Origin of the sequence: Achromobacter sp. SIMBA_011, from assembly GCF_046535435.1 — a bacterium.
Lineage (GTDB): Bacteria > Pseudomonadota > Gammaproteobacteria > Burkholderiales > Burkholderiaceae_B > Achromobacter > Achromobacter dolens.
On sequence record NZ_JAWRWN010000005.1, the window covers coordinates 168,036 to 194,363 of the forward strand.

Here is a 26,328-nt window from a genome sequence, read left to right on the forward strand (position 1 = left end):
GTCGCAACGTTGCGCGCGCCAGCGCCGGCGCTGGTCGCCGCCGGACACGTCGTCTTTTGATGCCTTGATTTCCGTTCCATGTCCGATTCCCGCCAACCGCTCGCTTCCCAGGCCGATATCGACGCCTTCATCGACGCCGTCTGGCTCGAGGACGGCCTGTCGGCCAACACGCTGGCTGCCTACCGGCGCGACCTGACCGGCTTCGCGCGCTGGCTCGAGGACCCCGAGGCCTATGCCCGCGAGATGGCCGACCGCTATGGCGACGCGGCCTCGGCCCACGCGCTGCCGGCCGGCCCCGCCAAGGCGCTGGCCGAGGCCGGCAAGGCCGACATCGAAGCCTGGTTCGCGTTCCGCCACGAGGAAACCCGCGCCACCACCGCCAACCGCCGCCTGGCCGCGCTGCGCCGTTTCTACGCCTGGGCCCTGCGCGAACACCGCGCGGCGCAGGATCCCTGTCTGACGCTGGTGGCGGCCAAGCAGCCGCCGCGCCTGCCCAAGACGCTGTCCGAGCAGCAGGTGGATGCCCTGCTGCGCGCGCCCGACCTGGGCCAGCCGCGCGGCCTGCGCGACCGCGCCATGCTGGAAACGCTGTACGCCACCGGCCTGCGCGTGTCGGAACTCGTCGGGGTGCGGGCACTGGACGTCAGCCTGAACGAGGGCGTGGTGCGCGTGGTGCTGGGCAAGGGCGGCAAGGACCGCCTGGTGCCGCTGGGCGCGGAAGCGGCGCACTGGATCGACCAGTATCTGAAGACCGCGCGCCCCGAGCTGGCCGCCGGCCGCGTCAGCGACGCGCTCTTCATCACCGGCCGGGCCGAGGCCATGTCGCGCCAGGCGTTCTGGCAACTGGTCAAGAAATACGCGGTGCTGGCCGGCGTGCATGCGCCGCTGTCGCCGCACGTGCTGCGCCACGCCTTCGCCACGCATCTGCTGAACCACGGCGCCGACCTGCGCGTGGTGCAGATGCTGCTGGGCCACGCCGACATCTCCACCACGCAGATCTACACGCACGTCGCGCGCGAACGCCTGAAGGCGTTGCACGCCGCGCATCATCCGCGCGGTTGACGCCGGCGTTTGCGCGCCGCCGTCCGTCTGCCTACACTTTTGCCTTCGCCTTTCCACCGCAATGCCATGAGCAAAGCCCGCCACGTTTCCGAAACGCCCGCCACCCAGTTCCTCAAGCAGCACAAGGTGGCGTACACCGAGCACACCTACGACTACGTCGATCATGGCGGCGCCGGCGAGGCCGCGCGCCAGTTGGGGCTGGACCCGCACGCGGTGGTCAAGACGCTGGTGATGGAAGACGAATCGGCCAAGCCGCTGATCGTGGTGATGCACGGCGACCGGGAAGTCTCCACCAAGAACCTGGCGCGCCAGGCCGGGCTGAAGAAGGTCGAGCCCTGCAAGCCCGAGGTCGCGCAACGCCACTCCGGCTATCAAGTGGGCGGCACCTCGCCGTTCGGCACGCGCAAGAAGATGCCGGTGTGGGTCGAGGCCGAGGTGCTGCAATACCCGGTCGTCTACATCAATGGCGGCCGCCGCGGCTACCTGGTGGGCATCGACCCGAACGTGCTGGTGAGCCTGTTGGGCGCCAAGCCGGTGACGGTGGCGCTGGAGTAGGGCGCCTGCCGCGGGCCGGCGCGGCGCGCGGCCGCGCATGAACGTCAGGGCGGGCGCGGTCCCGCTGCGGGGCATCCATCTTGGCGTGGTATCCCGTTACCACCCTCGCCTGCGCGGGCAGGCGCACAATGGACAGCAGAACATCAAGAACCGGCCGCCCGGCCCTCGGGCGCTGTAGCCGGCGATTCCCCATCCCCAGGAGACAATCATGAGCAAGAGACTGTTGATGCTGGTCGGCGACTACGCCGAAGACTACGAAACCATGGTGCCGTTCCAGACGCTGCTGGCGGTGGGCCATACGGTGCACGCAGTCTGCCCCGGCAAGAAGTCCGGCGAGAGCATCGCCACCGCCATCCACGATTTCGAGGGCGCGCAGACCTACAGCGAGAAGCGCGGCCACAACTTTGCGCTGAACTACGATTTCGACCGCGTCGAGGCCGGTTCCTACGACGGCCTGGTGATCCCCGGCGGCCGCGCGCCGGAATACCTGCGCCTGAACGAAAAGGTGCTGGAGATCGTGCGCGCCTTCGACCAGGCCAAAAAGCCGATCGCCGCCGTCTGCCACGGCGCCCAACTGCTGGCGGCCGCCGGCATCCTGGAAGGCCGCACCTGCTCGGCCTACCCGGCTTGCGCGCCGGAAGTGCGGCTGGCCGGCGGCACCTACGCCGAGATCGGCATCGACCAGGCCTACACCGACGGCAACCTGGTGACGGCGCCGGCCTGGCCGGCGCACCCGGCGTGGCTGGCGCAGTTCCTGGCCGTGCTTGGGACCAGGATCACGCACTGAGCCAGGACCGCGCGGCGAGCGCCCGTGGGCGCTGCCACGTGCGCGCCGGCGCCGCATTCCCATGAGCGCGGGGCGTTGCCGCGCCATGCGGGCGTTCCGCGCCTCCACAAAAAAAGGCGCCTGCCGCGGCAGGCGCCTTTTTGCACGGCAAGGCGCGCGGGTCAAGCCGCCATGTCGAGCACGATGCGGCCCTCGATCTGGCCGCGACGCATGCGGTCGAACACGCTGTTGATGTTCTCCAGCTTCTCGGTGGCCACGGTCGCGTGCACCTTGCCTTCCTCCGCGAACTGCAGCGACTCCTGCAGGTCCAGGCGCGACCCCACGATCGAACCGCGCACCGTCACGCCGTTGAGCACCATGTCGAAGATCGACAGCGGGAAGTCGCCCGGCGGCAGGCCGTTGAGCGCCACGGTGCCGCCGCGGCGCACCATGCCCAGCGCCTGCTCGAAGGCCTTGGGCGAGACCGCCGTGATCAGTGCGCCGTGGGCGCCGCCGATTTCCTTCTTCAGATAGGCCGCCGGATCGGTGGTCTTGGCATTCACGACCACTTCCGCGCCGAGGCGCTTGGCAAAGGCCAGCTTGTCGTCGTCGATGTCCACCGCCGCCACGTTCAGGCCCATGGCGCGCGCATACTGCACCGCCATGTGGCCCAGGCCGCCGATGCCGGAGATCACGACCCAGTTGCCCGGCCGCGTGTCCGTCATCTTCAGGCCCTTGTAGACCGTGACGCCGGCGCACAGCACCGGGGCGATGTCGACGAAGCCGACGTTCTTCGGCAACAGGCCGACATAGTCGGCCGCCGCCAGCGCATACTCGGCGAAGCCGCCGTTGACCGAGTAGCCGGCATTCTGTTGCTGTTCGCACAGCGTTTCCCAGCCGCCCAGGCAATGCTCGCAGTGACCGCAGGCGGAATACAGCCAAGGGATGCCGACGCGGTCGCCTTCCTTGACGTGCGTCACGCCTTCGCCCACCGCCACGACGTGGCCCACGCCCTCGTGGCCGGGGATGAAGGGCGGACTGGGCTTGACCGGCCAGTCGCCCTCGACTGCGTGCAGGTCGGTGTGGCAGACGCCGCAGGCCTCGATCTTCACCAGCAGTTCGCCGGCGCGGGGGCGCGGCACTTTGACTTCTTCGATTTCCAGGGGTTTGCCGAATGCGCGAGCCACGGCGGCCTTCATGGTCTTGTTCATTGCTACCTCCGAAGTCAGATCAGTCTTAGCATGCTCGGATGGGGACGCGTCCGAGACCTTGATTTATATCAACGGCTCTCGGACGAGCTGCGCGCAAGAAACGTATCGTTGCAGAATCGGCGGGAATGCCCCGAGGCAGAGGCGTCTTGCCGGGCTGGCGGCTATCGTCGTACAGTGGCCCGCAAGCCTCGTGTCCGCCCCAGGAGCTCCCATGTGTGAAATCTTCATCCGCGCGAGCGAACAGTCCTATGCGCCCGAAACCCGCTCCCTGCGCCTGCACGGGGTGGCCACCAGCCTGCGCCTGGAGCAATTGTTCTGGCAGGTGCTGGAGGAAATCGCGGCGCGCGATGGCATGCGGGTTACGCAGTTGATTGAGCGCCTGTACGACGAGCTGGTGGAGTACCGCGGCGAGGCCGCCAACTTCACCTCGTTTCTGCGCGTTTGCTGCCTGCGCTACCAGTTGCTGCAGGCCGAGGGCCGCATTCCGGCGGATGCCGCGGTGCCGATCCGCTCGCTCAACCCCCAGGCGGTGCTGGAAGGCCTGCCATCGTCGATGTACGACCCGCAACCGCTGCGGTCCAAGCGGCCGGTGGCGGCGTAGCGCCGCGCCGGCGCGGACACGCGCGGCTTGCGCCCGTCCGCATGCAGCCCCGTCGCCAGACGTAAAAAAAGCCCGATCGACGATCGGGCTTTTTTGTGCGCGGCAATGGTGGGATCAGCCGCCCGGCTGGGCCGAGGCCATGGCCACTTCGCTTTGCACGATGCGGCGGATGCGCACGGCATCGCCGATGCGCGACAGCTTGCCCTGCGAGTCCAGCAGCACGATTGCCAGGTCGCGGCCATTGATACGCGCCAGCATCACCAGGCATTCGCCGGCTTCGTTGATGTAGCCGGTCTTGGACACCTTGATGTCCCAGTCCGGCTTGCGCACCAGCAGGTTGGTGTTGCGGAACGTCTGGGTGCGGTTGTTGATCTCCACGTCGTACTCCGTGTCGGTGGAGTAGCGGTGGATCAGCGGACGCTGCGACGCGGCGCGCAGCAGGCGGGCCAGGTCGTGCGGCGACGACACGTTGTTGCTGGATAGGCCGGTGGGCTCGATGAAATGCGTGCTGGTCATGCCCAGCGACTGCGCCTTGGCGTTCATGGCGGCCACGAAAGCGGGCAGCCCCCCCGGATAATGGCGGCCCAGCGCGTTGGCGGCGCGGTTTTCGGACGACATCAGCGCCAGGTGCAGCATGTCGCCGCGCGACAGCTTGGTGCCCACGCGCAGGCGCGAGGTGGTGTGCTTGAGGCCGTCGATGTCTTCATCGGTGATCTCCAGCATTTCGTCCATCGGCTGGTTGGCGTCCACCACCACCACCGCGGTCATCAGCTTGGAAATCGAGGCGATGGGGCGCACCACGTTTTCGTTCTTGGCGAAGATCACGGTGGAGGTGGCCAGGTCCTGCACGTAGGCGGTGCTGGACCGCAGCGCCGCGGCTTCGGCGCGCACCGACACCGCGGGCGGCGGCATGGCGGCTGCCGCGGCGGCGGCGGCCGTGCGCTGCGCGCGCGACGGCTTGTTGGGCTTGCCGTTTTTGCCGGCCGCGCCCTTCTTGGACGAATTCTGCTGGGCGATGGCCTGCTTGCCGCCCTTGGGCGGGGCCTTCTTGCCCGCGGCCTGCTTGGGCGCGCCCTTGGCGGCGGCCTGTTTGCCGGCGGCGCCCTTGGGCGGCGTCTTGGCGGCGGCCGACTTCGGCGCGGCCTGCTTGCCAGCGGCGGCCTTGGGGGCGGTCTTGCCCGCGGCCTGCTTCGGGGCGGCGGTCTTGCCGGCGCCCGCTTTGGCGGGGGCGGGGGCCTTCTTGGCTTGTTGCGCCTTGCAGGCCGCCGACTTGGCGTTGGTCTTGCAAGGATCGGTATTTTTCGCGGCGAGCGCGGCTGAGGGCAGGAGCGCGCACACCGCCAGCGCCGCCGGCGCTATCGCGTTCGCAATTGCACGTTTCCAGGTAAATGCCATGGTTTGAGCAGGCTTGTCAGTCTGTGATGAATTATTTCCCCGGCCGGGCTTGCTACGGTTCGGGAAAAGTCCAGATGAATTAGGGGCTTACGCGTCGAATTTAAACAGTAATTTCAAGTCGGGCGCAAGGCGATTCGCTATCATCGCCCAAAAAAATATCGGGGACGTATTGACGGGCGGCTTATTCGTCGCGCGCGGCGTCCCGAGACGCTACCGGCGCGCGGCGCGTGAGCGTAGCCCGGATTAACCCTCATCCGGCTGAACGCACGGGAATTTCGTGGGAGTCGACCTGCGGAACCGCGGTCGGGAGCGTGGCCTCGCCGGGTGGAATCGAACCACCAATTGACCCTTAGGAGGGGCCGGTTATATCCATTTAACTACGGCGAGACGGGCACGCGGGCTTTGCGCTGGAATTGCGCAGGGCCCGCGGGGAGCCTAGTGCCTTGATATTCCAGGGAAAGACCAGGGGCGCAAGTGTAACACCATTGGGTCGCTGCAGAAATTTAGTGGATTTAATCAACTATATGTCCTATATTTCCTGGCATGGCCGGACGCCGCGAGCGGCTGGCCCCATACCTAGAACATCCAGGAGCAGGCATGACCCCGACTTTTCACACGATCCTGCTGGACGTGCAGGACCGTGTCGCCACGGTGACGCTGAACCGGCCCGATAGCCGCAATGCGCTCAATTCCCTCATGTGCGCCGAACTGGTGCAGGCCATGCAGCACCTGGCGGATGATCCGGATGCGCACGTGGTGCTGATCGCCGCGGCGGGCGCGGCGTTCTGCGCAGGCGCCGACCTCAAGGAACGCAAGACCATGTCGAACGCCGAGATGACGGCGCGCCGGGTGCAGGGCTTCGCCGCCTATGCCGCCATCGAGCGCATGCCACAGCCGGTGATCGCCGTGGTGCAGGGGGCGGCGTTCGGCTCGGGTTGCGAGATCGCCGCGGCCAGCGATTTCGTGCTGGCCTCGTCCGAGGCGACGTTCTGCTATCCCGAGGTGGGTTGGGGCACCGTCGGCGCCACGCAGCGGTTGCCGCGCGTAGCCGGCGCGCGCAAGGCCAAGGAGCTGCTATTCACCGGCCGCCGCTTCGACGCGGCCGAGGCGCGAGAGATCGGCCTGGTGAACCAGGTGTACGCGCCCGAGGCGCTTGCCGCCGAAGCCGCGCAGATGGCCGCGGCCATCGCGCGCGCCGCGCCGCTGACGGTCAGGCTGACCAAGCGCAGCATCGACCAGGGGCTGGCGACGACGCGCGAAGGCGCGATGGCGATCGAGCTGCTGGCGATCGAGGAGAATTTGCGCGGCACCGACTGGAAGCAGGCCATCGCCGGCTTCGGCACGGCGGGAGACAAGGCATGATCGGCCCGACAACCCTGTCGCAGGCGCTGGCGCGCCAGGTGGCCGAACGCGGCGCCGCCGAAGCCTTCGTCGCGCCCGGCGAACGCCTCACCTGGGCCGCGCTGCAGGACGGTGCGCGAGCCATCGCCCGCAGCCTGCATGCGGCCGGCGTGCGCCGTGGCGACCATGTCGGCGTGCTGTTGGGCAATGGCGGCACCTGGGTGCAGGTGTTCTATGCCTGCGCCATGCTTGGCGCCGTGACGGTGCCGGTCAACACGCGCTTCAAGACCGATGAACTCGCGTTCTGCCTGAAGCAGGCTGACGTCAAGGTGCTGCTGACGGCGGATTCGTTCCTGGGCATCGACTTCCTCGACCTGCTCACGCAGGTGGAACCGGCGCTGGACCAGGCGCTGCCGGGCGCGGCGTTGCCGCTGCTGCGGCAAGTGGTGGTGTTGGGCGAGCGCTGCCCGCGGGGCGCGGGCAGATGGACCGATTTCCTGGGGGCGGGCGAGGCCGTGGATGACGCGACGCTGCAGGACCGCATGCGCGCGGTGGCGCCGGACGATGTGCTGCTGATTCAGTACACCTCGGGCACCACGTCGTTTCCCAAGGGCGTGATGCTGACGCACGCCAACATGCTGACCAATGCCTGGGCCGCGGCGCAGCGCATCGGCGTGCGGCCGGACGACCGCTATTTCAGCATCCGTCCTTACTTCCATGTGGCCGGGACCACGCTGTCGATCCTGGTCAGCCTGATGAGCGGCTGCTGCCTGCTGACTCTGCCCAAGTTCGACGTGGCCGACGCCTTGCGCATGCTCGACGAAGAACGCTGCACCCTGACATCCGGCAACGACACCATCTTTCTCATGCTGATGGGTCATCCCGATTTCGACCGCGCGCGCATCCATCTGCGCGGCGGCTGGGCGGCGGCCGGCCCGCAGGTGATGCAGAAGATCCGCGACGTGATGGGGGTGCCGGGCATCTGCAATGCCTACGGCCAGTCCGAAGCCTCGCCCAACATCACGCTGTCGGCGCACGATGATCCCTTTGAACTGCGCGCCATGGGCTGGGCGCTGCCGCATCCCGGCATGCAGGTGCGGGTGGTGGACCCGGGAACGGGCGAGCCGCTGCCGGCTGGCATGCAGGGCGAGATCCAGGCGCGCGGCTGGAGCGTGATGAAGGGCTACTACAAGATGCCTGAGGCCACCGCCCGCGCGCTCAGCGCGGACGGCTGGCTCAGCACGGGCGACCTGGGCGAAATGGACGCGGCGGGCCGGTTGCGCATGGTGGGCCGCCTGAAGGACATGTTCCGCGTGGGCGGCGAGAACGTCGCGCCGGCGGAGGTGGAAGAGACCCTGCACGGCCACCCCGCCGTGCGCATGGCGCAGGTGGTCGGCGTGCCCGATGCGCGCCTGGGCGACGTGCCGGCGGCGTTCGTGTTGCTCAAGGACGGCCAGGACTGCACGGCCGAGGAACTGACGGCCTGGTGCAAGGCGCGCTGCGCCAACTTCAAGGTGCCGCGCTATGTCGAGATCGTCGACAGCTTCGAGCACATCGGCATGACCGGTAGTTCCAAGGTGCAGAAGAACAAGCTGCGCGCCCATGCGTTGGCGCTGTTCGGACTGGAGCAACAGGCATGAGCGCGCGCGACGTGGTGCTGTGCGAATGCTTCGCGCGCGATGGGCTGCAGCATGAGCCCGACTTCATCGGCACGGCGGTCAAGGCCGACCTGATCGACCGTTTCGCGGCGCTGGGCTTTGAACGGATCGAGGCGACCTCGTATTCCAATCCCAAGGTCGTGCCGCAATTCGCCGACGCCACCGACCTGCTGGCGGTGCTGCCGCGGCGCGCGGGCGTCTGGTACAAGGCCACCTGCGCCAACGCGCGCGCCGTCGAGCGCGCGCTGGTTGACCTGGATGCCGGTATCGGCGCCAACGAGATCAGCCTGCTGGTCTCGGCCAGCGAATCGCATTCGACGCGCAACCTGAAGCGCGAACGCGCCGCCCAGTGGGACAACATTGCCGAGATGGCGCGGCTGGCGAACGGCCGCTTTCGCCTGATCGGCACGATTTCGGTGGCGTTCGGCTGCCCCTTCGAAGGCGCGGTCGACCCCGACGTGGTGATGGCCGACGTGCGGCGCTTCGCCGCGCTGGGCGTGCGCATCGTCACGCTGGGCGACACCACCGGCATGGCCACGCCGGCCTCGGTGCGCGGCCTGTATGGCCGGATGGCGCGCGAGGTGCCCGAGGTGACGCCGGTGGCGCATTTCCACGACACGCGCGCCACCGGCCTGGTGAACTACGTGGCCGCGCTGGAGGCGGGCGTGACGCACTTCGATTGCGCTTTCGGCGGCGTTGGCGGCCATCCGGCCAAGGTGCGCTACGGCGGCGGTCATACCGGCAACGTGGCGACGGAAGACCTGGTGAATCTGTTCGAGTCCATGGGCGTGCGCACCGGCCTGGATCTGGCGGCGATGGACGCGGTGTCGCGGCATTGCGAGGCGGTGCTGGGGCGCGCGCTGCACAGCCGCGTGGCGCAAAGCGGCTTGAACCCGCTGCTCGGCATCGCGCGGGAGGCGGCCGCATGAGGACCGCCGAGCGTGTTTGTATATCATGCGGGCAGCGGCGCGCGACCCGCGCGCACGCCGTTTTTCTCCGCATCTGAAGAGTCCGCCCATGGCCACCCGAACCGCATCCAAGTCAGCCACCGCCGCGCGTCCCGCACCCCGGGCGTTGAAGGAACTGTTCTCGTACCGCCTGAACCGGCTGGCCTACGTGTCGAGCCGCATCGCCGCCGGCCTGAACGAAAGCCGCTACGGCGTGGGCCCACGCGAGTGGCGCATCATCGCGCTGCTGGGCGCGGCGCCGGACATGTCGCTGAACGCGGTGGCGCGCGAGGCCAACATCGACAAGAGCCAGGCCAGCCGCACCGTGTCCGAACTGATCGAGCGCGGCCTGATCCAGCGCAGCGCCGACAGCCAGGACGGCCGAGGCGTGAGCCTGGACCTGACGCGCAACGGCCGCGCGCTGTACGAGGAGATATTTCCGGCCGCGATCGAGCGCAACGAGGACATGCTGTCGGTGCTGTCGGAGTCCGAGCGCGAGGCCATGGAGCGCATGCTGGACAAGCTGACGACGCACGCGCTGGAGATGCTGAATGAATGCAAGGCGGAGGTGCCGGCGCGTCGCGGCCGCGGCGTGCAGCCGCGCTGAACGCGGGGCGCGAACTCGCGCCTTTTTTTACCTATATTGTTGATTTAATCAATCACTTTGCTTGTCGCCATTGGAAGAGGATATGCGTGATGTCGGAACTGATCATTGAAGACCTGGATGCGGTGCGGTTGCTGCGCCTGAACCGTCCGGAAAAGCACAACGCGCTGAACACCGCGTTGACCACGGCGCTGCTGGACGCGCTGCGCCAGGCCGACCGCGACGACGCGGTGCGCGCGGTGGTGCTGACGGGCAATGGCAAGTCGTTCTGCGCGGGCGCGGACACCGGCGAGTTCTCGGCCCTGACGCCGGAACAGCCGGACGCGGTGCTGCGCCGCGCCGACCTGACGACCGACCTGCACCTGGTGTTCTCGCGCATGGTCAAGCCGGTGATCGGCGCGGTCCACGGCAATGCGCTTGGCGGCGGCGCGGGGCTGGCGCTGGCCTGCGACCTGACGGTGATGGCCGAGGACGTGCGCTTCGGCTATCCGGAACTGCGCCACGGCATCGTGGCCGCGGTGGTCATGGCCAACCTGGTGCGCCAGGTCGGCCGCAAGCATGCCTTCGAGCTGGTGGCGATGGCCGAGCCGATCGATGGCGCGCGCGCATTGCAACTGGGCATCGCCAATCGCGTCGCGCCCGCCGCGCAGGTGCTGGACCAGGCGTTGGCGATGGCGCAGCGCCTGGCCGGCTGGGAACCGGCCGCGATGGGGCTGACCAAGCGCGCCTTCCACCGCGCGGCCGACCTGGGGCTCGGCGAGGCGCTGGGCGTGGGCCGCGACGCCAACGTCATCATGCGTGGTTTTCGCCAGGGAGCGGCGCGATGAGGCCGCTTGAAGGCGTCACCATCCTGGACCTGTCGCGCGTGCTGGCGTGCCCGTTCGCCTCGATGATCCTGGCCGAGCTGGGCGCCGAGGTCATCAAGGTCGAGCAGCCCGGCGGCGGCGACGAGACGCGCGGCTTCGAACCCAAGGTGCAAGGCGAGGGCGGCACCGAGTCGGCCTACTACCTGGCCTTCAACCGCAGCAAGCAGTCGGTCACGGTGAACTTCCGCCACCCCGAGGGGCAGGCGCTGATCCGGCGGCTGGCGCAGACCTGCGACGTGGTGGTCGAGAACTTCCCGGTCGGCACGCTCGCCAAGTACGGCCTGGACCGCGAGCACATCGCGCCGGACAACCCCGGCCTGATCTATTTCTCGTGCACCGGGTTCGGCATGACCGGACCGTACGCGCCGCGCAAGGGCTATGACACCGTGTTCCAGGCCATGGGCGGGATCATGAGCCTGACCGGCGAGCGCGGCGGCGGTCCGGTCAAGCCGGGCCTGCCGGTCAGTGACCTGACCTCGGGCCTGTGGGCCGCCATCGGCATTCTGTCGGCGCTGGTGGGGCGGGCGCGTTCGGGACAGGGCTGCCATATCGACTTTTCGATGCTGGACGGGCAGGTGGGCCTGCTATCGCTGGCGGCGGCGCGCTATTTCGCGTTGGGCGAAGTGCCGCCGCGGCTGGGCACGGAACATCCCGGCCGGGTGCCCTCCGCGGCGTTCGAGTGCGGCGACGGCCGCTGGGTGCAGATCACTGGCAGCGACCAGCACTGGAAGCCGCTGTGCGAGGCGCTCGAGCTGCCGCAATGGGCCGACGATCCGGAGCTGGCGCGCAACGCCGTGCGCGTGGCGCGCCGCGACGAGGTCATGGCCGGCCTGTCGGCGGCCGCCGCGCGGCTGACGCGCGACGAACTGTGCCGCCGCTGCGATGCGCGCGGCGTGCCGGCCGGCCCGATCCTGGATGTGGAGGAGATCCTGCACAACGAGCACGTGCTCGCGCGCGGCATGGTGGCCAGCTACGAGCATCCGTCCATTGGCCGCTTCGGCGCGGTGCCGGTGCCGTTCAAGTTCGACGGTTTCGATGATCCGAGGCTGGAGCGCCCGCCCTTGCTGGGCGAGCACACCGACAGCGTGCTGGCCGGCCGGCTCGGCCTGTCGCCTGCGCAGATCGAGGCGTTACGCGCGCAGGGCGCGATCTAGCCATCGGGGCCCTGAGCCCCGGGGCCTTTCCCCGCACCACACATAAAACACAATATCCCAGGAGACAAACCATGAAGACTCTGAAGCGCCTGCTGTGCGGCGTGGCGGTGGCGGGCGCGTTGTGCGCCCCTGCCGTCGCCGCCGATTCCTATCCCTCGCAGCCGATCACGCTGGTCAACCCGTATGCCGCCGGCGGTCCCGCCGACGTGCTGGGGCGGGCGCTGGCGCGCGAGCTGGAAAAGCAGTTGGGCAAGACCATCATCGTCGAAAACAAGGCCGGCGGCGGCGCGGCCATTGGCGCCAACTTCGTGGCGCGCGCCAAGCCGGACGGCTACACGCTGCTGCTCGGCACGTCGGCCGCCCACGTGGTGACGCCGCTGATGCAGCAGACGCCGTACGACGGCATCAAGGACTTCGCCTTCGTCTCGATCGTCGCCAACCAGCCCAACATGCTGGTGGTGCGGCCCACGCTCAAGGCCGACAGCGTCGAGCAGTTGATCGCGATGGCGCGCAAGGAACCAGGCCGCATCAACTATGCCTCGGCCGGGCCCGGCAGCTCGCCGCACCTGGGCGCCGAGCTGTTCCGGGAACGCGCCGGCGTGGACATCGTCCACATCCCCTACAGCGGCGCGGCGCCCGCCATCAACGATCTGGTCGGCGGGCAGGTGGACATGGCGGTGCTGAACCTGGCCGCCAGCCTGCAGTTCATCCGCAGCGGCCGGCTCAAGGCGCTGGCCTACGCCAACGACCACCGCTCGCCGCTGCTGCCCGACGTGCCGACGCTGGCCGAATCCGGCGTGAAGGGCGCGGAGTCCGCCTCCTGGTACAGCCTGGCCGCGCCCAAGGGCACGCCGCCGGAGGTCCTGCAGCGCCTGAACGACGCGGTGGCCAAGGTCAACGCCAATCCGGAGTACAGCAAGCTGATGCAGGCGCAGGGCGTGGACCTGTGGAACATGACGCCACAGGAAGCGACGGCCTTCGTGGAAAAGGACCAGGCGGCCATGCGCAAGCTGGTGCAGGCTGCGGGGTTGATGAAGAAATAGGACGATTTTGGCTGGGTGCGAGGGCGCTTGGTCGCCCTTGGTTGATCCTGACGCGCGGGAGAATTCCTGGGCGGCCTCGGCTGCCGGGGGTTGTCCCGCCACTGTTAATGTAGTAACGTTACTACACATTAAGCAAGGATCAAAGGATGCGCGATGTCCATCACCACACTTTCCAGCCGCGAACTCAATCAGGACGTGACCAAGGCGAAGAAGGCGGCCCTCAAGGGGCCCGTGTTCATCACGGATCGAGGCAAGCCGTCCCATGTCCTGCTCGCCATCGAGGACTACTGGCGCCTGGTCGGCAAAAAGCGAAGTATCGTCAGCGCGCTGTCGATGCCCGGCCTTGCCGACATCGAACTCGATGCTCCCCGCTCACGCGAGCTGCCTCGCCCGGCGGACGTCGCGTGATGTTCCTGCTGGATACCAACGTGCTTTCCGAACTGCGCAAGGTGGGCGACGGCAAGGCCGACAAGAACGTGACCGCCTGGCTCTCGGATGAGGATGCGGCGAATTTCTACGTTTCCGCGATAACGCTCATGGAGCTGGAGATCGGCATTCTGCGCATGGAACGACGCGATGTCGGGCAAGGCGCGCGGTTGCGCGAGTGGATGCGTGATCGCGTCCTGCCGGAGTTCTCCGACAGGACGTTGCCGCTCGATGGGGCGGTGGCATTGCGCTGCGCCAGGTTGCACGTGCCGGATATGCGTCCCGAGCGGGATGCGTTCATTGCCGCCACCGCCCTGGTGCACGGCATGACGCTGGTCACCCGGAACGTGTCTGATTTTTCGGGTTGTGGCGTGGTCATCGTCAATCCCTGGGAAGCCGGCGCGTGAATCACGCCGCTGCCCGGGCGATACCGGGGCAGGGCTGAAACCGCGGCGACCTTCGTGCGGATGTGCGGCTCGATCCGCGCTTCACTCCGCCAGCAGCGCCGCGCGCCTGAGCGCTTCGCGCGTTTGCGCCACCAGTTGCTCGACCACCGCGCCCGCCGGCTGCAGGCTGTCGATCAGGCCCGCGCTCTGGCCGGCCTCGACCTTGCCGCCCTGCACGTCGCCGTCGAAGGCGGCCTGCTTCAAGGAACTGCCGGCGAACAGGGTCTCCAGCATGGCCTGATCGCCGCCGTGTTCGGCCGCGAGATAGTCGCGGGCGAAGGCGTTGCGCAACATTCTCACCGGCGAACGGCCGCGTCCTACCAGCGTGGTGTCGGCCACGCCCGCCGCCAGCACCGCGTCCTTGTAGGCGTCGCATACGCCCGCCTCCGGCGTCAGCAGGAAGCGCGTGCCCAGTTGCGCGCCGGCCGCGCCCAGGCATAGCGCGGCCGCGATGCCGGCGCCGTCGGCAATGCCGCCGGCCGCCACCACCGGCACCGACACGCGTCGCACCACCGCGCGCAGCAACACCTGCAAGCCGATCTCGTCGGGGCCTGGGTGGCCACCGGCTTCCAGGCCGACCGCGATCACCGCGTCCACGCCGGCCACTTCGGCCTTGGCGGCATGCTCCGGACTGGCGATCACCTGCAACCATTTTGCGCCAGCGTCGCGCGCGCGCCCAATGTGTTTCTGGGGGCCGCCCTGCGAGGCGATGATGACCGGCACGCCTCCGGCCAGGGCGATGTCCATGTGTTCCTGCGCCCGCTTGTTGTAGAGCGGGATGTTGACGGCGTAAGGCGCCTCGGTGCCGGCGCGAACCGCGCGGATGGCGGCCCGCAGCGCCTCGGGATACATGGGGCCGGCGGCGATCACGCCGAGCCCGCCGGCGCGCGATACGGCCAGCGCCAGCGCCGCGTTCGACGAGGCCCAGCTCATGCCGCCCTGGATGATCGGATAGCGCGTGCCCAGCAGGCGGGTCAGCGGAGTTTGCAGAGTCATGGCTGATCAGGATGGGGAAAATCCCATTCTGAAATAAATGGTTGATAAAATCAACTATATTGTTGAGCGCGGCGCGCGCCGTGGCGACATACGCGATGCGGCGACACGGGTATTGCGGGCGGCTCCGGGTTATTTGTTTATGATGTGCGCGTCTGGCCCACGGCCAGGCCGTCCCGAGGAGGGGGCGCCTTTCTCCATCAATAAGAACAATCATGTCGAGCACTACCGATACGCGTTACGTGCGCACCGTCATCCTGGGTACCCTGGTGGTGCTGCTGGCCATGGGCGTGCGCGCCACCTTCGGCCTGTTCATGCAGCCGATGGGCCTGGCGCACGGCTGGAGCCGCGAAGTGTTTTCCATGGCCTTCGCGCTGCAGAACCTGGTCTGGGGCGTGGCCTGCATCTTCATGGGCATATTGGCCGACCGTTATGGCTCCGGCCGCACCATCGCGCTGGGCGCGCTGCTGTACATGCTGGGCATGATCGGCACCCGCTTCGCCACCGACGAAACCGCGCTCTACCTGAGCGCCGGCCTGCTGGTCGGCCTGGGCCAGGCCGGCACCACGTTCCCGGTGATCCTGCCGGTGGTGGCGCGTGCCGTGCCGCCCGCCTATCGCAGCACCGCCATGGGCATCGCCAGCGCCGGCGGCTCGCTCGGCCAGTTCGCGGTGGTGCCGACCGGGCAGGCGCTGATTACCGGCCTGGACTGGCCGGGCGCGTTGTGGGTGCTGTCGCTGTTCGTCGCTTGCGCGGCGCCGCTGGCCTATTTCCTGCGCGGCCGTCCGCAGGCCCACGGCGGGCCGCAGCAATCGCTGACGGCGGCGGTGCGCCAGGCGGTGCGGCATCCGTCGTTCCATTTCCTGTTCTGGAGCTATTTCGTCTGCGGCTTCCACACGGCCTTCATCACGCTGCACCTGCCGGCCTACGTCACCGACGGCGGGCTGACGCCGGGGCAGGGCGCCACCGCGATCGCGCTGATCGGGCTGTTCAACGTGCTGGGGTCGTTCTACGCCGGCAAGCTTGGCGGCCAGTACAGCAAGAAGCGCCTGCTGGCGGTGGTCTACGGCATGCGCGCCTTCGGCATCCTGCTGCTGTTGTGGCTGCCGCTGTCGCCATGGGTGCTGTACGCGTTCGCGGCCTGGATGGGGCTGTTCTGGCTGGGCACGGTGCCGCTGACGCAGGGGCTGATCGGCCAGATCTATGGCCTGCGTTATGCCGCGACCCTGTCGGGCATCGTCTTTTTGGGACACCAGGTTGGCAGTTTCATCGGCGTCTGGCTGGGCGGTTATGCCTATGCCAAGACCGGCAACTACGACCTGGTCTGGTGGCTGGGCGTGGCGCTGGCGGTGGCCGCCGCGCTGCTGTGCCTGCCGGTGCGCGAGCAGCCGCTGGCGCAGCCGGCGACTGCCTGATACGCGGGTGGCCCTGATGACCGACTCGCCCTCCGCATCGCCCGCCCGCCGCCATCGCGTCTGGCGCCTGGCGGGCTGGGGGGCGCTGGCCCTGGTGCTGGGCCTGGCCTTCTGGGGCTATACCCAGCCCGACATGCAGATCCATTGGGAAAACCTGGCGTCGCTGTGCGGTTTCTAGCCACGCGGGCGGGGCGGGGGCGCGGTATCCTACGGCGGTAATCGTTTTGACACCGCGTTTCCGTATCGCGTTTTGACGCCGCCCATGCAGGACGACCCGCTTTCCTACCCCGACCTCAGCCTGTCCGCCATCGGCGACATGCCCGCCGCCGACATGCTGGTGCTGACGGTCAACAACCGCCTGTCGCGCCGGCTCACGCTCGAGCTGGCCGGGTTGCTGCGCCAGGAGCGCCAGGTCAGCGAACTGCCGCGCATCCTGCCGTTGTCCGCCTGGCTGGCCGAATCCGCCAATGAACTGGCGTTCGAGGCCGATGACGACGTGCCGGCCTACCGGCTCGACGGCTTCGCCACCCAGTTGGTCTGGACCGAAGCCATCCGCGCCGAAGAGGCCGAGCGCGTGCTGCTGGACGCGAGCCAGGCGGCGCGCCTGTCGATGGACGCGGACCAGCTCATGGACGAGTGGGCGCTGCGCGTACCGTCCGGCGCCGACACCGACGAGTACCGCGGCTTCGCCCGCTGGCGCGAACGCTACCGCCAGGCCCTGGCCGCCATCGAGGCCGAGGACGCCAACCAGGGCTATGCCCGCGTACTGCGGGCGCTCGAGGATGGCCGGCTGGCCGTGCCCGGCCATCTGGTGCTGGCTGGCTTTACCGACATGTCGCCGCGTTTTCGGCGCCTGCTGCGGGCGTTCGAGGAACAGGGTTGCCTGATTGCGCAATGGCGCGACACGCAGCGCGCGCCCGCCGCGCCGCGCCGCTACGAGGCGCCGGACCAGGGCGCCGAATGGCGCGCAGCGGCCGAGTGGGCCGCCAGCCAGCTCAAGCGTCATCCCGGCGGCCGCTACGCCATCGTCTCGCCCCAGCTCGAAGCCGAATCGCCGTTCGCGCGGCGCATTCTCAGCCAGGCGCTGGCGGGCCATGACGGCGCGCCGGCGTTCGCCTTCAACGTGGCGGTCGGCCGTCCGCTGGACGAATGGCCGCTGGCGCGCGCCGCGTTGGCGTGGCTGCGCGCGCTGGCCGAATGCGCGGCCGGCAAGGGTTGCGGCGTCGAAGTGCTGGGCGCGGCGCTGCTGGCGGGCCACTGCGCGGGCGACGTCAGCGACCGCGCCGGCATGGCCGCGCTCGATGCGCGCTGGCGCCGTCGCGGCCAGATCCACCTGTCCGCGACGGAATGGCGCAAGCAACTGTCGCAGTTGCCGCCGCTGGCGCAGGCCTGGGACCAGGCCATGGAGATCTGGACGAAGGGGGGCGCGCGCGCCACCAGCGATGTCTGGATGCTGCGCATGAAGGCGGCGCTGACGGCGCTCGGCTTTCCCGGCGAGGGCGTGCTGGACAGCGTCGGCTATCAGGTGCTGGGCGCGTTCGGCGAGGCGTTGGGGGGCTTCTCGGCGCTGGCGCCGGCCGCCGGCAGGCTGGGTGGCGTGGCGGCGGTCAACCTGCTCCAGAGCGTGGCGCGTTCGGCCGCGTTCCAGCCGCAGCGCGACCCGCTGGCGCGCCTGGATGTGCTGGGCCTGCTGGAAGCCGAAGGTGGTTTCTGGGACGGCGTCTGGATGCTGGGCCTGACCGACGACGTGCTGCCGGCCTCTCCCAAGCCGAACCCGCTGCTGCCGCTGGCGGTGCTGCGCCAGGCCAAGGCGCCGCGCGCCACGCCCGAGCGCGAACGCGAGTGGGCCGAGGGCATCTACGCGGCGCTGTGCCGCTGCGCGCCGGAGGTCATCGTCAGCCACGCGCATATGGATGGCGAACGCGAGTTGCGGCCGTCGCCGCTGATCGCCGGAGCTGCCCTGACCGATTGGCGGCCGGCGCCGGCCGCCGCCGTGGCCGCCTTGCCGCAGGAAACCCTGGACGACGCGCAAGGGCCGCCCTTGACGTCCGACGACCATGGCGGCGGCGGGCTGGATGTATTGGACACGCAGGCGCGCAACCCCCTGTGGGCGTTCGTGCGCCACCGGCTGGGCGGACGCGAACTCGCGGCCTATGCCGACGCGGCCACGGTGAACGTGCGCGGCCAGTTCCTGCACAAGGCGTTGGAACTGGTGTGGGGCATGCTGCCCGACCAGGAGGCCTTGCATGACACGCTGGCCGGCGGCCGCCTGCCCGCCTTGCTGGAGCAGGCGGTGGCGCAGGCCGCCGAGGAAGAACTGCAGCAGTATGCGCCGGCGCTGAAGGCGCTGGAATGCGCCCGCGCGCGGACGGTGCTGGCGTCGTGGCTGGACATGGAAGCCCAGCGCCTGCCGTTCGCGGTGGCGCAGGTCGAGAAGAACCACGAATGGCGCCATGGCCCGCTGCACCTGAAGCTGCGGCTGGACCGCATCGACACGCTGGCCGACGGCCGCAACGTCATCGTCGACTACAAGACCGGCGTGGCCGCCGCCAAGCCCGAGCCCGATTGGTCGCGTAGCCGCCCGGTGAACGTGCAGTTGCCGTTCTACGCCTCGGTGCTGGCCGATGCCGCCGGCGGCGAAGTGGCCGGCCTGGTGCTGGCCCAGATCCATGCGCGCCAGGTGGCGGCGCAGGGCCTGGCCGACGAAGACCTGGGCATGGAAGGCGTGACGCTGGCGGCCGAGAGCAAGTACTTCGACGGCCTGTCCTGGCCCGAGATCCGCCAGCGCTGGCGCGCCGCGATCGAGTCGCTGGCCGATGAATACGTGGCGGGCCATGCCGCCAACGTCGCCTACCGCCGCGACGACCTGAAATACTGCGACGCGCTGCCTTTCCTGCGCCTGCACCTGGATGACGAGGACGCCTGAGCCATGGCCGATATGGAACGCCAGCCCCAGGACCATGCCGCGCGCGCGGCGGCGCTGGACCCCGCACGCTCTTTCCTGGTGCAGGCGCCCGCCGGCTCCGGCAAGACGGAACTGCTGACCGACCGCATCCTGGCGCTGCTGGCCACCGTCAACCGCCCCGAGGAAATCGTCGCCATCACCTTCACGCGCAAGGCGGCTTCTGAGATGCATGCGCGCGTGCTGAGCAAGCTGCGCCGCGGCCTGGACGCGCCGCCCGAGGCCGCGCACGAACGCCGTAGCTGGGAACTGGCGCGCGCCGCGCTGGCGCGCAACGCCGAACAGGAATGGCACCTGCTTGAACACCCGGCGCGGCTGGCGATCCGCACCATCGACTCGTTCTGCGCCGGCCTGGTCCGCAGCATGCCGTGGCTGTCCGAACTGGGCGGCATGCCCGAGATCACTGACGACGCCCGCGCCCATTACGAAGCGGCGGCGCGCGCCACGCTCGATCTGGCGGACGACTACGACGCGGTCCGCATCCTGCTGCAGCACATGGACGTGGACGTGCAGGCGGCCAAGGACGCCATCGCCGACATGCTCGGCCAGCGCGACCAGTGGCTGCCGCTGCTGCGCCATGGTTCCGACCGCGAGGCGCTGGAGGAAACCCTGGCCGAGGCCATCGGCGAAGACCTGGACGCGCTGTGCGAGGCCATGCCCTACGGTTGGGCCGACGCGCTGTGCGGCCCGGCGCGGCTGGCCGCGGCGCAATTGCAGGACGGCGGCGAGGACGACCGCCTGGCGGCCTTGCTCGACTGGACCGAGGAACTGCCGGCCGACGCCGAAGTGCTGGAGCAATGGCGCGCCGTGGCCCATCTGCTGCTGACCGGCACCGGGTCGCTGCGCAAGACCGTCAACAAGAACCTGGGCTTTCCCGCCAAGTGCGCGCATAAAGAACCCTTCGTCGCCTGGCTCGAGAGCGCCGATGGCGACGCCCCGTGGGTGCGGCGCCTGGCCGCGGTGCGCGACATTCCCGCGCCGCGCTTGAGCGACGCCCAATGGGAAGTGCTGGGCGCGCAGTTGATGACGCTGGCGCTGGCGGTGGCGCAATTGCGGCTGCGCTTTGCCGACACCGGCGAGGTCGATTTCATCGAGATCTCGCAGCGCGCCGCCTCGGCGCTGGGCAGCGCCGACGATCCGGGCGAGCTGCTGCTCAAGCTCGACGCGTCCATCCGCCATCTGCTGATCGACGAATTCCAGGACACCAGCCAGACGCAGCTCGATCTGTTGAAAACGTTGACCTCCGGCTGGCAGGAGGGCGACGGCCGCAGCCTGTTCCTGGTGGGCGATCCGATGCAGTCGATCTACCGTTTCCGCAAGGCGGAGGTGGGGCTGTTCCTCGAAGTCGCGGAAACGGGCGTGGGCGAACTGCAACCGGGTTTCCTCAACCTGACCGACAATTTCCGCTCGCAGGCCGGCATCGTCGACTGGGTCAACCAGTCGTTCGCGCAACTCTTGCCCAAGCGCAGCGACGCCGCCGCGGGCGCCATCAAGTACAGCCCGTCCACGGCTTTTCACGAGGCCTTGCCGGATGCGGCCGTGCGCTTCCATCCCGCCTGGTCGCGCGCCGGCGCCGCGCCGGCCGAGGAACAGGCCGAGGACATCGCCGTCGGCCTGGTGCGGCAGGCGCTGGCCGAACACGCGGGCAGCAAGCACCCGGTCGCCATCCTGGTGCGGGCCCGCAGCCACCTGGGCAACCTGACGCGTCGGCTGGCGCAGGAAGGCATCCGCTGCCGCGCGGTGGACCTGGTGCCGCTGGCGCTGCGGCCGGTGGTGGCGGACCTGGTGCAACTGGTGCGGGCGCTGTCGCATCCGGGCGACCGGCTAGCGTGGCTGTCGGTGCTGCGCGCGCCGTTCTGTGGCCTGACGCTGGAGTCGTTGCAGCGCCTGTTCGGCGCCGACCACGTGACGCCGGTGCCGGTGCTGCTGGAGCGCTTGTTGCGCCCGGCGCCGGCGAAGGCCGTGGCGGCGCCCTTGGCCACCGCGCCGGCGGCGCGTCAGGGATCGCTGTTCGACGACACCGAGAACCCGGCGCAAGGGGCCTTGTTCGACGATGCGGCGCCTGATGCCTCGCGTGTTGATCCGGCGTTGACGCCGATCGCGGCGAGCGATGGCGAGCCCTCGTTCAGCGGCGCCGATACTCCGCGTTCGGCCGAGACCTTGCTGCGCCCCGATGAATACGCGCGCCTGCGGCAGGTGGCGGCGATATTGCTGGATACGCGCAATGCCTCGGGGGCGATGCCGTTCGCGGCCTGGGTCGAGACGCTGTGGCGCCGCCTGGGCGGGCCGGCGCTCTACAGCGGTCCGTCGGTCGCCAACGACGCCGAAAGCCTGTTCCAGTTGGTCGAGCGCCTGGCGCCGCACGGGGCCATCGACGCGGCCGCGCTGGATACCGGCATCGCGCGCCTGTTCGCGGCGCCCGACGCCGCCGACGAAGAGGCCGCGGTCGAGATCATGACCATGCACAAGTCCAAGGGCCTGCAGTTCGAAACCGTGATCCTGTACGGCCTGCATCGCGCGCCGCGCGGCGACCAGCCGCCGCTGGTGCGCTTCGAGCAAAGCGGCGGGCGCGTGCTGTTCGGCCCGGTCAAGCCGCGCGCCGAAACCGAGGCCGATCCCGTGTCGCGCTACCTGGGCGCGCGCGAGGCCCGCCGCGCCTCCTATGAGATTGACCGCCTGCTGTACGTCGCCGCCACCCGCGCCCGCAAGCGCCTGCATCTGGTCGGCCACGTCAGCGTCGACGAGGCCAGCGGCCAGCCCAAGACGCCATCCTCCGCGAGCCTGCTGGGCCGCCTCTGGCCCTGCTTGGCGACACCGGTGCCGCCGGCCGCCGACGGCGACACGGCCGAGCCCGTGGCCGACGCGCCCGAGTGGCAGGGCGAACCGCTGCGCCGGCTGCACCGCGACGGCCTGGCGCAATTGGCGCGGCAGGCAGACATCGCTATCAGCCCCGGCTTCGCCGCCGCCGCGCGCGGCGCCTGGGGCGACAGCGCCGAGCATCCGGCCTGGCAACTCGAATCCGGCTACGACGCCGCCATCGGCACCCTGGCCCACGCCTGGCTGGCCCGCATCGGCCAAGACGGCATCGCGGCCTGGCCGGCCGACGCCCTGGCCCAGCGCCTGCCCGCCATGCGCCGCCAACTGACCCGCGCCGGCATCCCCGCCAGTCAGGCCGACGCCGCCGCCGAAGCCGTCCTGGACACGCTCCAGTCGACCCTCGCCGACGACCGCGGCCTCTGGCTCCTCTCCCAATCCGGCGCCCGCCGCGAATGGCCCCTCATCGACGCCGCCGGCAAGGTCTCCGTCATCGACCTGGCCCTCAGCACCGAGGACGGCTGGCTCATCGTCGACTACAAAACAGGCCGCCCCCAACCCAACGAATCCCCCGCCGCCTTCGCCCAACGCATGCGCCAACGCCACGGCGACCAACTCCTGCGCTACTGCGCCCAAGTCACCGCCCTGGACGGCCGCAAAGCCCGCGCCGCCCTCTACTTCCCCCGCGCCCGCGCCTGGATCGACCTGTAGCAGCCCCACTGCCCAACCAGGGCAAGCCAAGCCAAAGCAAGCGAGGCAGGCAAAGCGGAGCAAGCCAAGCGAAGTAAAAGCAAGGCAAGCCAAGGCAGAGCCAGGCAAAGCGAAGCGAGCCAAGCGAAGTAAAGGCAAGGCAAGCCAAGGCAGAGCCAGGCAAAGCGAAGCGAGCCAAGCGAAGTAAAGGCAAGGTAAGCCAAGGCAGAGCCAGGCAAAGCGAAGCGAGCCAAGCGAAGTAAAGGCAAGGTAAGCCAAGACAGAGCCAGGCAAAGCGAAGCGAGCCGCCAAGACAAGCGAAGCAACGTCTTCTCCCCCTCCCCCTCGGGGGGAGGGCCGGGGAGGGGGCGCACATACAGCCCCCCGGGGCCCGCCAAGCAAGAGGCTAGTCGAGCGAGCAACGCGAAGCTCTGCTAGAATCTTGCTTGGCGGGCCCCTTCGCATGGTTCGACGGTGAACCTGGTCAGGTCGGGAACGAAGCAGCCATAGTCGTTTAGGGTCAGTGCCGGAGTAAGGCTCGCCAACCGGTTTTCGCAAAGGGGACGGGGTTGTTTTCCAAGGGGATTTCCCCGGAAGATGATTCCGTCCCCTTTGCATTTCGCGCCGGCAATCGCATCGGCTCTTGCAAAGGCTCTACAATCCCGCCATGACTTATCTGGTACTGGCCCGCAAGTGGCGGCCGCGATCGTTCGATACCCTCGTGGGACAGGATCACGTGGTGCGCGCGCTGACGCATGCGCTCGACACCCAGCGCCTGCACCACGCCTGGCTGTTCACCGGCACCCGCGGCGTCGGCAAGACCACGCTGTCGCGCATCCTGGCCAAATCGCTCAACTGCGAAACCGGCATCACTTCCAAGCCCTGCGGCGTCTGTCGCGCCTGCACCGAGATCGATGCCGGGCGTTTCGTCGACTACCTCGAACTGGACGCGGCCTCCAACCGCGGCGTCGAGGAAATGACCCAGTTGCTGGAGCAGGCCGTCTACGCGCCGGGCGCGGGCCGCTTCAAGGTCTACATGATCGACGAAGTGCACATGCTCACCGGGCACGCGTTCAACGCGATGCTCAAGACGCTGGAAGAGCCGCCGCCGCACGTCAAATTCATCCTCGCCACCACCGATCCGCAGAAGATCCCGGTCACGGTGCTGTCGCGCTGCCTGCAATTCAATCTGAAGCAGATGCCGGCCGACTCCATCGTGGGCCACCTGCAGGCGGTGCTGGGCGAGGAACAGGTCGGCTTCGAAGTGCCCGCCCTGCGGCTGATCGGCCAGGCCGCGTCGGGCTCGATGCGCGATGCGCTGTCGCTGACCGACCAGGCCATCGCCTATAGCGCCGGCAATCTCACCGAGGACGCCGTGCGCGGCATGCTCGGCACCATCGACCAGCGCCACCTGGTGCGCCTGCTGGACGCGCTGTCCACCGGCGACGCCAAGGGCGTGCTGGCGGTGGCCGACGAACTCGCCACGCGCGGCCTGTCGTACGCCGGCGCGCTGGCCGACCTGGCGGTGCTGCTGTCGCGCGTCGCCATCGAGCAGCGCGTGTCCGGCGTGATGCCGGCCGAGGATCCGCTGGCGGCCGACATCGCCCGCCTGGCGCAGACCCTGCATCCCGACGCGGTGCAACTGTTCTATTCGGTGGCGGTGCACAGCCGCGGCGAACTGACGCTGGCGCCCGACGAGTATGCCGGTTTCATCATGGCGTGCCTGCGCATGCTGGCGCTCAACGGTGACGCCGGTCCGCAGACCGCCATCGAGGCCCCCGCCACGCCGGCCCGCCAGACGGCCGAGCCCGCCGTGGCCGCCGCGCAGCCGCCGCAAGTGGCGCCGGTCGCCGCCGCGCCGGTGGTGGAACGGGTCGCGCCGGTGGCGCAACCCGTTGCGCCCACGCCGGTCCCCGTGGCGACAGCCCCCGCGCCGTCCTCCCCCGGCAGCGTGCCGCAAGCGAACGTCGCGCCGGCGCCGGCCGACGCGCCCGCGGCTGTTGCGCCCACTGCGGTGGCTATACCGCCTGTCGCAGCGCCTGTTGCCGCACCCGTCGCCGCGCCCGCCCAGCCGGCCGCTGCCAGCGTGCCGCCTTGGGAAGATGCGCCGACCGCCGCGGGTTCCGCCCCGGCGGCCGTCGACGCCGCTGCCCAGCCGTCGTCCCCCATGAATACCGCCGCGCCGAGCGTGCCGGCCACGGCAGCGCCCGTTGCTGCGCCCGCCGTCGCGGATGCGTCCGCGGCGCGTGCCCCAGCCACGGAGGCCTCCGCCAGCCCGGCGCCCGCCAAGTCGGCCCCGCTGGCCGTGACGCCCGCGGCCGCCGCGGTCGCGCCGGCCGCCGATGATGACGGTCCGCCGTCCTGGGTCGATGAGGAAATCCCGTTCGAGGCCGAAGGCGGCTTCGTGCCTGATGCTGGCTTCGCGCCCGACGGCGGCTTCACGTCCGACCCCGACGACGATTTCGAAACGCTGGCCAGCGCGCCCTCTGTCGCGCCCGCCCCGTCGGCGGCGCCGGCCCGGCGCGAAGGCCCGGCCCCGGCCCGCAAGCGCCAGTCGCGCGCGCGCCTGGCCGACATGACCTCCGCCGCCTGGCCCGAACTGGCCGCGCGCCTGCCGGTCACCGGCCTGGCCGCCGAACTGGCGCGCCAGAGCGAATGGGCCGGCGTGCAGGGCGATGCCATCATCCTGCGCGTGGCCGTCAAGACGCTGGCCGAAAGCGAAAGCCGCGTGCGCCTGCAGACGGTGCTGTGCGAACACTTCGGCCAGGGCATCCGGCTGGACGTGGACGTCGGCGCGGTCGGTGAAGCCACGGCCCACGCCGTGGCCCAGGCCGAGCGCGCGGCGCGCCAGCAGGCCGCCGAGGACGCGGTCGCCGTCGATCCCTTCGTGCAGGCGCTGGTGGCGGACTTCGGCGCCCATGTCGTGGCCGGTTCGATCCGCCACGTCGACTCTCCTTCCGCCGCCGCGTAACGCGCCGGCAAATCCCTACATTCCCTCGTTCAAGGAAGCTCCATCATGATGAAAGGACAACTGGCCGGCCTGATGCGCCAGGCGCAGCAGATGCAGGAAAACATGAAGAAGGCGCAGGACGCGCTGGCCGAGATCCAGGTCGAAGGCGCCTCCGGCGGCGGCCTGGTCAAGGTCACCATGACCTGCCGCCACGACGTCAAGCGCGTCGAAATCGATCCGTCGCTGCTGGCCGACGACAAGGACATGCTGGAAGACCTGGTCGCCGCCGCCTTCAACGACGCGCTGCGCAAGGCCGAAGCCACCTCGCAGGAAAAGATGGCGTCCGTCACCGCCGGCATGCCGCTGCCCCCGGGCATGAAGCTGCCGTTCTGATCGAACGTTCCGGCCACCGCCGCCCCGGGCGGCGCG

Annotated in this window: 22 protein-coding genes, 1 tRNA gene and 1 other RNA gene; 20 read left to right on the top strand and 4 right to left on the bottom strand. The window is 69.5% G+C overall.

Translation table 11 applies throughout. The features are described from left to right. Window positions 1-78 precede the first annotated feature (78 nt). The 3 genes from xerD to SB816_RS19055 all read left to right on the top strand — a co-directional run bounded on the left by xerD (window position 79) and on the right by SB816_RS19055 (window position 2,404). A complete protein-coding gene (xerD, locus tag SB816_RS19045) occupies window positions 79-1,062 on the top strand; it encodes a site-specific tyrosine recombinase XerD (RefSeq protein WP_410547377.1) in 984 nt (327 codons plus the stop codon). Window positions 1,063-1,128: 66 nt separating this feature from the next. Further along, window positions 1,129-1,617 (top strand): Cys-tRNA(Pro) deacylase, encoded by a 489-nt coding sequence (gene ybaK, locus SB816_RS19050; protein ID WP_054501069.1) that lies wholly within the window; start codon window positions 1,129-1,131, stop codon window positions 1,615-1,617. A gap of 208 nt (window positions 1,618-1,825) precedes the next feature. After that, complete coding sequence (locus tag SB816_RS19055; RefSeq protein WP_064528347.1) at window positions 1,826-2,404, top strand: DJ-1/PfpI family protein; 579 nt, start codon at window positions 1,826-1,828, stop codon at window positions 2,402-2,404. 161 nt (window positions 2,405-2,565) lie between these two features. Here the strand turns inward: SB816_RS19055 and adhP are convergent, their stop codons facing one another. Continuing rightward, entirely contained in the window at window positions 2,566-3,594 is a 1,029-nt protein-coding gene (adhP, locus tag SB816_RS19060; protein WP_144655313.1) for an alcohol dehydrogenase AdhP, read from the bottom strand. Between the two features lie 211 nt (window positions 3,595-3,805). Between adhP and SB816_RS19065 the strand changes: the two genes are divergently transcribed. After that, window positions 3,806-4,195, top strand: coding sequence for a ribbon-helix-helix domain-containing protein (locus tag SB816_RS19065; RefSeq protein ID WP_054501072.1), 390 nt, complete (start codon window positions 3,806-3,808; stop codon window positions 4,193-4,195). A gap of 114 nt (window positions 4,196-4,309) precedes the next feature. Here the strand turns inward: SB816_RS19065 and pbpG are convergent, their stop codons facing one another. Beyond that, the gene (gene pbpG / locus SB816_RS19070; RefSeq protein ID WP_240317378.1) at window positions 4,310-5,590 is read right to left on the bottom strand and encodes a D-alanyl-D-alanine endopeptidase; all 1,281 of its coding nucleotides are present in this window, start codon (window positions 5,588-5,590) and stop codon (window positions 4,310-4,312) included. A 312-nt stretch (window positions 5,591-5,902) separates the two neighbouring features. Further along, window positions 5,903-5,977 (bottom strand) — tRNA-Arg (locus SB816_RS19075). 210 nt (window positions 5,978-6,187) lie between these two features. Between SB816_RS19075 and SB816_RS19080 the strand changes: the two genes are divergently transcribed. The 9 genes from SB816_RS19080 (at window position 6,188) to SB816_RS19120 (ending at window position 14,036) form a co-directional block, all read left to right on the top strand. Next, window positions 6,188-6,952 carry an enoyl-CoA hydratase/isomerase family protein gene (locus SB816_RS19080; protein WP_054501074.1) on the top strand — a complete coding sequence of 255 codons (765 nt, stop codon included), beginning with the start codon at window positions 6,188-6,190 and terminating at the stop codon, window positions 6,950-6,952. Next, window positions 6,949-8,571 (top strand): AMP-binding protein, encoded by a 1,623-nt coding sequence (locus SB816_RS19085; protein WP_410547378.1) that lies wholly within the window; start codon window positions 6,949-6,951, stop codon window positions 8,569-8,571. Before SB816_RS19080 ends, SB816_RS19085 begins: the two co-directional genes overlap by 4 nt. Further along, complete coding sequence (locus SB816_RS19090; RefSeq protein WP_410547379.1) at window positions 8,568-9,518, top strand: hydroxymethylglutaryl-CoA lyase; 951 nt, start codon at window positions 8,568-8,570, stop codon at window positions 9,516-9,518. Before SB816_RS19085 ends, SB816_RS19090 begins: the two co-directional genes overlap by 4 nt. Before the next feature lie 88 nt (window positions 9,519-9,606). Beyond that, the gene (locus SB816_RS19095) at window positions 9,607-10,143 is read left to right on the top strand and encodes a MarR family winged helix-turn-helix transcriptional regulator (RefSeq protein ID WP_054501077.1); all 537 of its coding nucleotides are present in this window, start codon (window positions 9,607-9,609) and stop codon (window positions 10,141-10,143) included. A gap of 89 nt (window positions 10,144-10,232) precedes the next feature. Continuing rightward, window positions 10,233-10,967, top strand: a complete 735-nt coding sequence (locus SB816_RS19100) for an enoyl-CoA hydratase/isomerase family protein (RefSeq protein ID WP_175142524.1) — start codon at window positions 10,233-10,235, stop codon at window positions 10,965-10,967. Beyond that, window positions 10,964-12,160: a CaiB/BaiF CoA transferase family protein gene (locus SB816_RS19105; protein WP_054417197.1), complete on the top strand. Its 1,197-nt coding sequence runs from the start codon at window positions 10,964-10,966 to the stop codon at window positions 12,158-12,160. Before SB816_RS19100 ends, SB816_RS19105 begins: the two co-directional genes overlap by 4 nt. Window positions 12,161-12,231: 71 nt before the next feature. Continuing rightward, on the top strand, window positions 12,232-13,203 hold the full coding sequence (locus SB816_RS19110) for a Bug family tripartite tricarboxylate transporter substrate binding protein (protein WP_064522611.1): 972 nt from the start codon (window positions 12,232-12,234) through the stop codon (window positions 13,201-13,203). 153 nt (window positions 13,204-13,356) lie between these two features. Then, the gene (locus SB816_RS19115) at window positions 13,357-13,611 is read left to right on the top strand and encodes a type II toxin-antitoxin system Phd/YefM family antitoxin (RefSeq protein ID WP_049075417.1); all 255 of its coding nucleotides are present in this window, start codon (window positions 13,357-13,359) and stop codon (window positions 13,609-13,611) included. Next, window positions 13,608-14,036: a type II toxin-antitoxin system VapC family toxin gene (locus SB816_RS19120; RefSeq protein WP_205760188.1), complete on the top strand. Its 429-nt coding sequence runs from the start codon at window positions 13,608-13,610 to the stop codon at window positions 14,034-14,036. The genes SB816_RS19115 and SB816_RS19120 overlap by 4 nt, the downstream gene beginning before the upstream one ends. An 81-nt stretch (window positions 14,037-14,117) precedes the next feature. On the opposite strand, the gene SB816_RS19125 is transcribed toward SB816_RS19120, so the two are convergent. Continuing rightward, window positions 14,118-15,071: an NAD(P)H-dependent flavin oxidoreductase gene (locus SB816_RS19125; RefSeq protein WP_410547380.1), complete on the bottom strand. Its 954-nt coding sequence runs from the start codon at window positions 15,069-15,071 to the stop codon at window positions 14,118-14,120. A gap of 212 nt (window positions 15,072-15,283) precedes the next feature. Here SB816_RS19125 and SB816_RS19130 point away from each other — a divergent pair, with 212 nt between their 5' ends. The 7 genes from SB816_RS19130 to SB816_RS19160 all read left to right on the top strand — a co-directional run bounded on the left by SB816_RS19130 (window position 15,284) and on the right by SB816_RS19160 (window position 26,292). Continuing rightward, window positions 15,284-16,483: an MFS transporter gene (locus SB816_RS19130; RefSeq protein WP_144655308.1), complete on the top strand. Its 1,200-nt coding sequence runs from the start codon at window positions 15,284-15,286 to the stop codon at window positions 16,481-16,483. Between the two features lie 16 nt (window positions 16,484-16,499). After that, the gene (locus SB816_RS19135; RefSeq protein WP_167385865.1) at window positions 16,500-16,661 is read left to right on the top strand and encodes a hypothetical protein; all 162 of its coding nucleotides are present in this window, start codon (window positions 16,500-16,502) and stop codon (window positions 16,659-16,661) included. Window positions 16,662-16,745: 84 nt separating this feature from the next. Beyond that, on the top strand, window positions 16,746-19,409 hold the full coding sequence (locus tag SB816_RS19140; protein WP_144655307.1) for a PD-(D/E)XK nuclease family protein: 2,664 nt from the start codon (window positions 16,746-16,748) through the stop codon (window positions 19,407-19,409). A 3-nt stretch (window positions 19,410-19,412) separates the two neighbouring features. Next, window positions 19,413-22,970, top strand: a complete 3,558-nt coding sequence (locus SB816_RS19145; protein WP_144655306.1) for a UvrD-helicase domain-containing protein — start codon at window positions 19,413-19,415, stop codon at window positions 22,968-22,970. Window positions 22,971-23,397: 427 nt separating this feature from the next. After that, window positions 23,398-23,495, top strand: an RNA gene (gene ffs / locus SB816_RS19150) — signal recognition particle sRNA small type. Between the two features lie 121 nt (window positions 23,496-23,616). Next, window positions 23,617-25,920 (top strand): DNA polymerase III subunit gamma/tau, encoded by a 2,304-nt coding sequence (gene dnaX / locus SB816_RS19155; protein WP_410547381.1) that lies wholly within the window; start codon window positions 23,617-23,619, stop codon window positions 25,918-25,920. A 45-nt stretch (window positions 25,921-25,965) separates the two neighbouring features. Further along, a complete protein-coding gene (locus SB816_RS19160) occupies window positions 25,966-26,292 on the top strand; it encodes a YbaB/EbfC family nucleoid-associated protein (protein WP_006385500.1) in 327 nt (108 codons plus the stop codon). Window positions 26,293-26,328: the final 36 nt, after the last annotated feature.

What these genes read in the sequence shown, in the direction of transcription:
- SB816_RS19115 (WP_049075417.1), top strand. Translation starts at nt 13,357, where the DNA reads ATGTCCATCACCACACTTTCCAGCCGCGAACTCAATCAGGACGTGACC.
- dnaX (WP_410547381.1), top strand. Translation starts at nt 23,617, where the DNA reads ATGACTTATCTGGTACTGGCCCGCAAGTGGCGGCCGCGATCGTTCGAT.
- SB816_RS19140 (WP_144655307.1), top strand. Translation starts at nt 16,746, where the DNA reads ATGCAGGACGACCCGCTTTCCTACCCCGACCTCAGCCTGTCCGCCATC.
- ybaK (WP_054501069.1), top strand. Translation starts at nt 1,129, where the DNA reads ATGAGCAAAGCCCGCCACGTTTCCGAAACGCCCGCCACCCAGTTCCTC.
- SB816_RS19065 (WP_054501072.1), top strand. Translation starts at nt 3,806, where the DNA reads ATGTGTGAAATCTTCATCCGCGCGAGCGAACAGTCCTATGCGCCCGAA.
- SB816_RS19110 (WP_064522611.1), top strand. Translation starts at nt 12,232, where the DNA reads ATGAAGACTCTGAAGCGCCTGCTGTGCGGCGTGGCGGTGGCGGGCGCG.
- SB816_RS19095 (WP_054501077.1), top strand. Translation starts at nt 9,607, where the DNA reads ATGGCCACCCGAACCGCATCCAAGTCAGCCACCGCCGCGCGTCCCGCA.
- SB816_RS19135 (WP_167385865.1), top strand. Translation starts at nt 16,500, where the DNA reads ATGACCGACTCGCCCTCCGCATCGCCCGCCCGCCGCCATCGCGTCTGG.
- SB816_RS19080 (WP_054501074.1), top strand. Translation starts at nt 6,188, where the DNA reads ATGACCCCGACTTTTCACACGATCCTGCTGGACGTGCAGGACCGTGTC.
- SB816_RS19145 (WP_144655306.1), top strand. Translation starts at nt 19,413, where the DNA reads ATGGCCGATATGGAACGCCAGCCCCAGGACCATGCCGCGCGCGCGGCG.
- SB816_RS19105 (WP_054417197.1), top strand. Translation starts at nt 10,964, where the DNA reads ATGAGGCCGCTTGAAGGCGTCACCATCCTGGACCTGTCGCGCGTGCTG.
- xerD (WP_410547377.1), top strand. Translation starts at nt 79, where the DNA reads ATGTCCGATTCCCGCCAACCGCTCGCTTCCCAGGCCGATATCGACGCC.
- pbpG (WP_240317378.1), bottom strand. Translation starts at nt 5,590, where the DNA reads ATGGCATTTACCTGGAAACGTGCAATTGCGAACGCGATAGCGCCGGCG.
- SB816_RS19090 (WP_410547379.1), top strand. Translation starts at nt 8,568, where the DNA reads ATGAGCGCGCGCGACGTGGTGCTGTGCGAATGCTTCGCGCGCGATGGG.
- SB816_RS19085 (WP_410547378.1), top strand. Translation starts at nt 6,949, where the DNA reads ATGATCGGCCCGACAACCCTGTCGCAGGCGCTGGCGCGCCAGGTGGCC.
- SB816_RS19055 (WP_064528347.1), top strand. Translation starts at nt 1,826, where the DNA reads ATGAGCAAGAGACTGTTGATGCTGGTCGGCGACTACGCCGAAGACTAC.
- adhP (WP_144655313.1), bottom strand. Translation starts at nt 3,594, where the DNA reads ATGAACAAGACCATGAAGGCCGCCGTGGCTCGCGCATTCGGCAAACCC.
- SB816_RS19100 (WP_175142524.1), top strand. Translation starts at nt 10,233, where the DNA reads ATGTCGGAACTGATCATTGAAGACCTGGATGCGGTGCGGTTGCTGCGC.
- SB816_RS19125 (WP_410547380.1), bottom strand. Translation starts at nt 15,071, where the DNA reads ATGACTCTGCAAACTCCGCTGACCCGCCTGCTGGGCACGCGCTATCCG.
- SB816_RS19130 (WP_144655308.1), top strand. Translation starts at nt 15,284, where the DNA reads ATGTCGAGCACTACCGATACGCGTTACGTGCGCACCGTCATCCTGGGT.
- SB816_RS19160 (WP_006385500.1), top strand. Translation starts at nt 25,966, where the DNA reads ATGATGAAAGGACAACTGGCCGGCCTGATGCGCCAGGCGCAGCAGATG.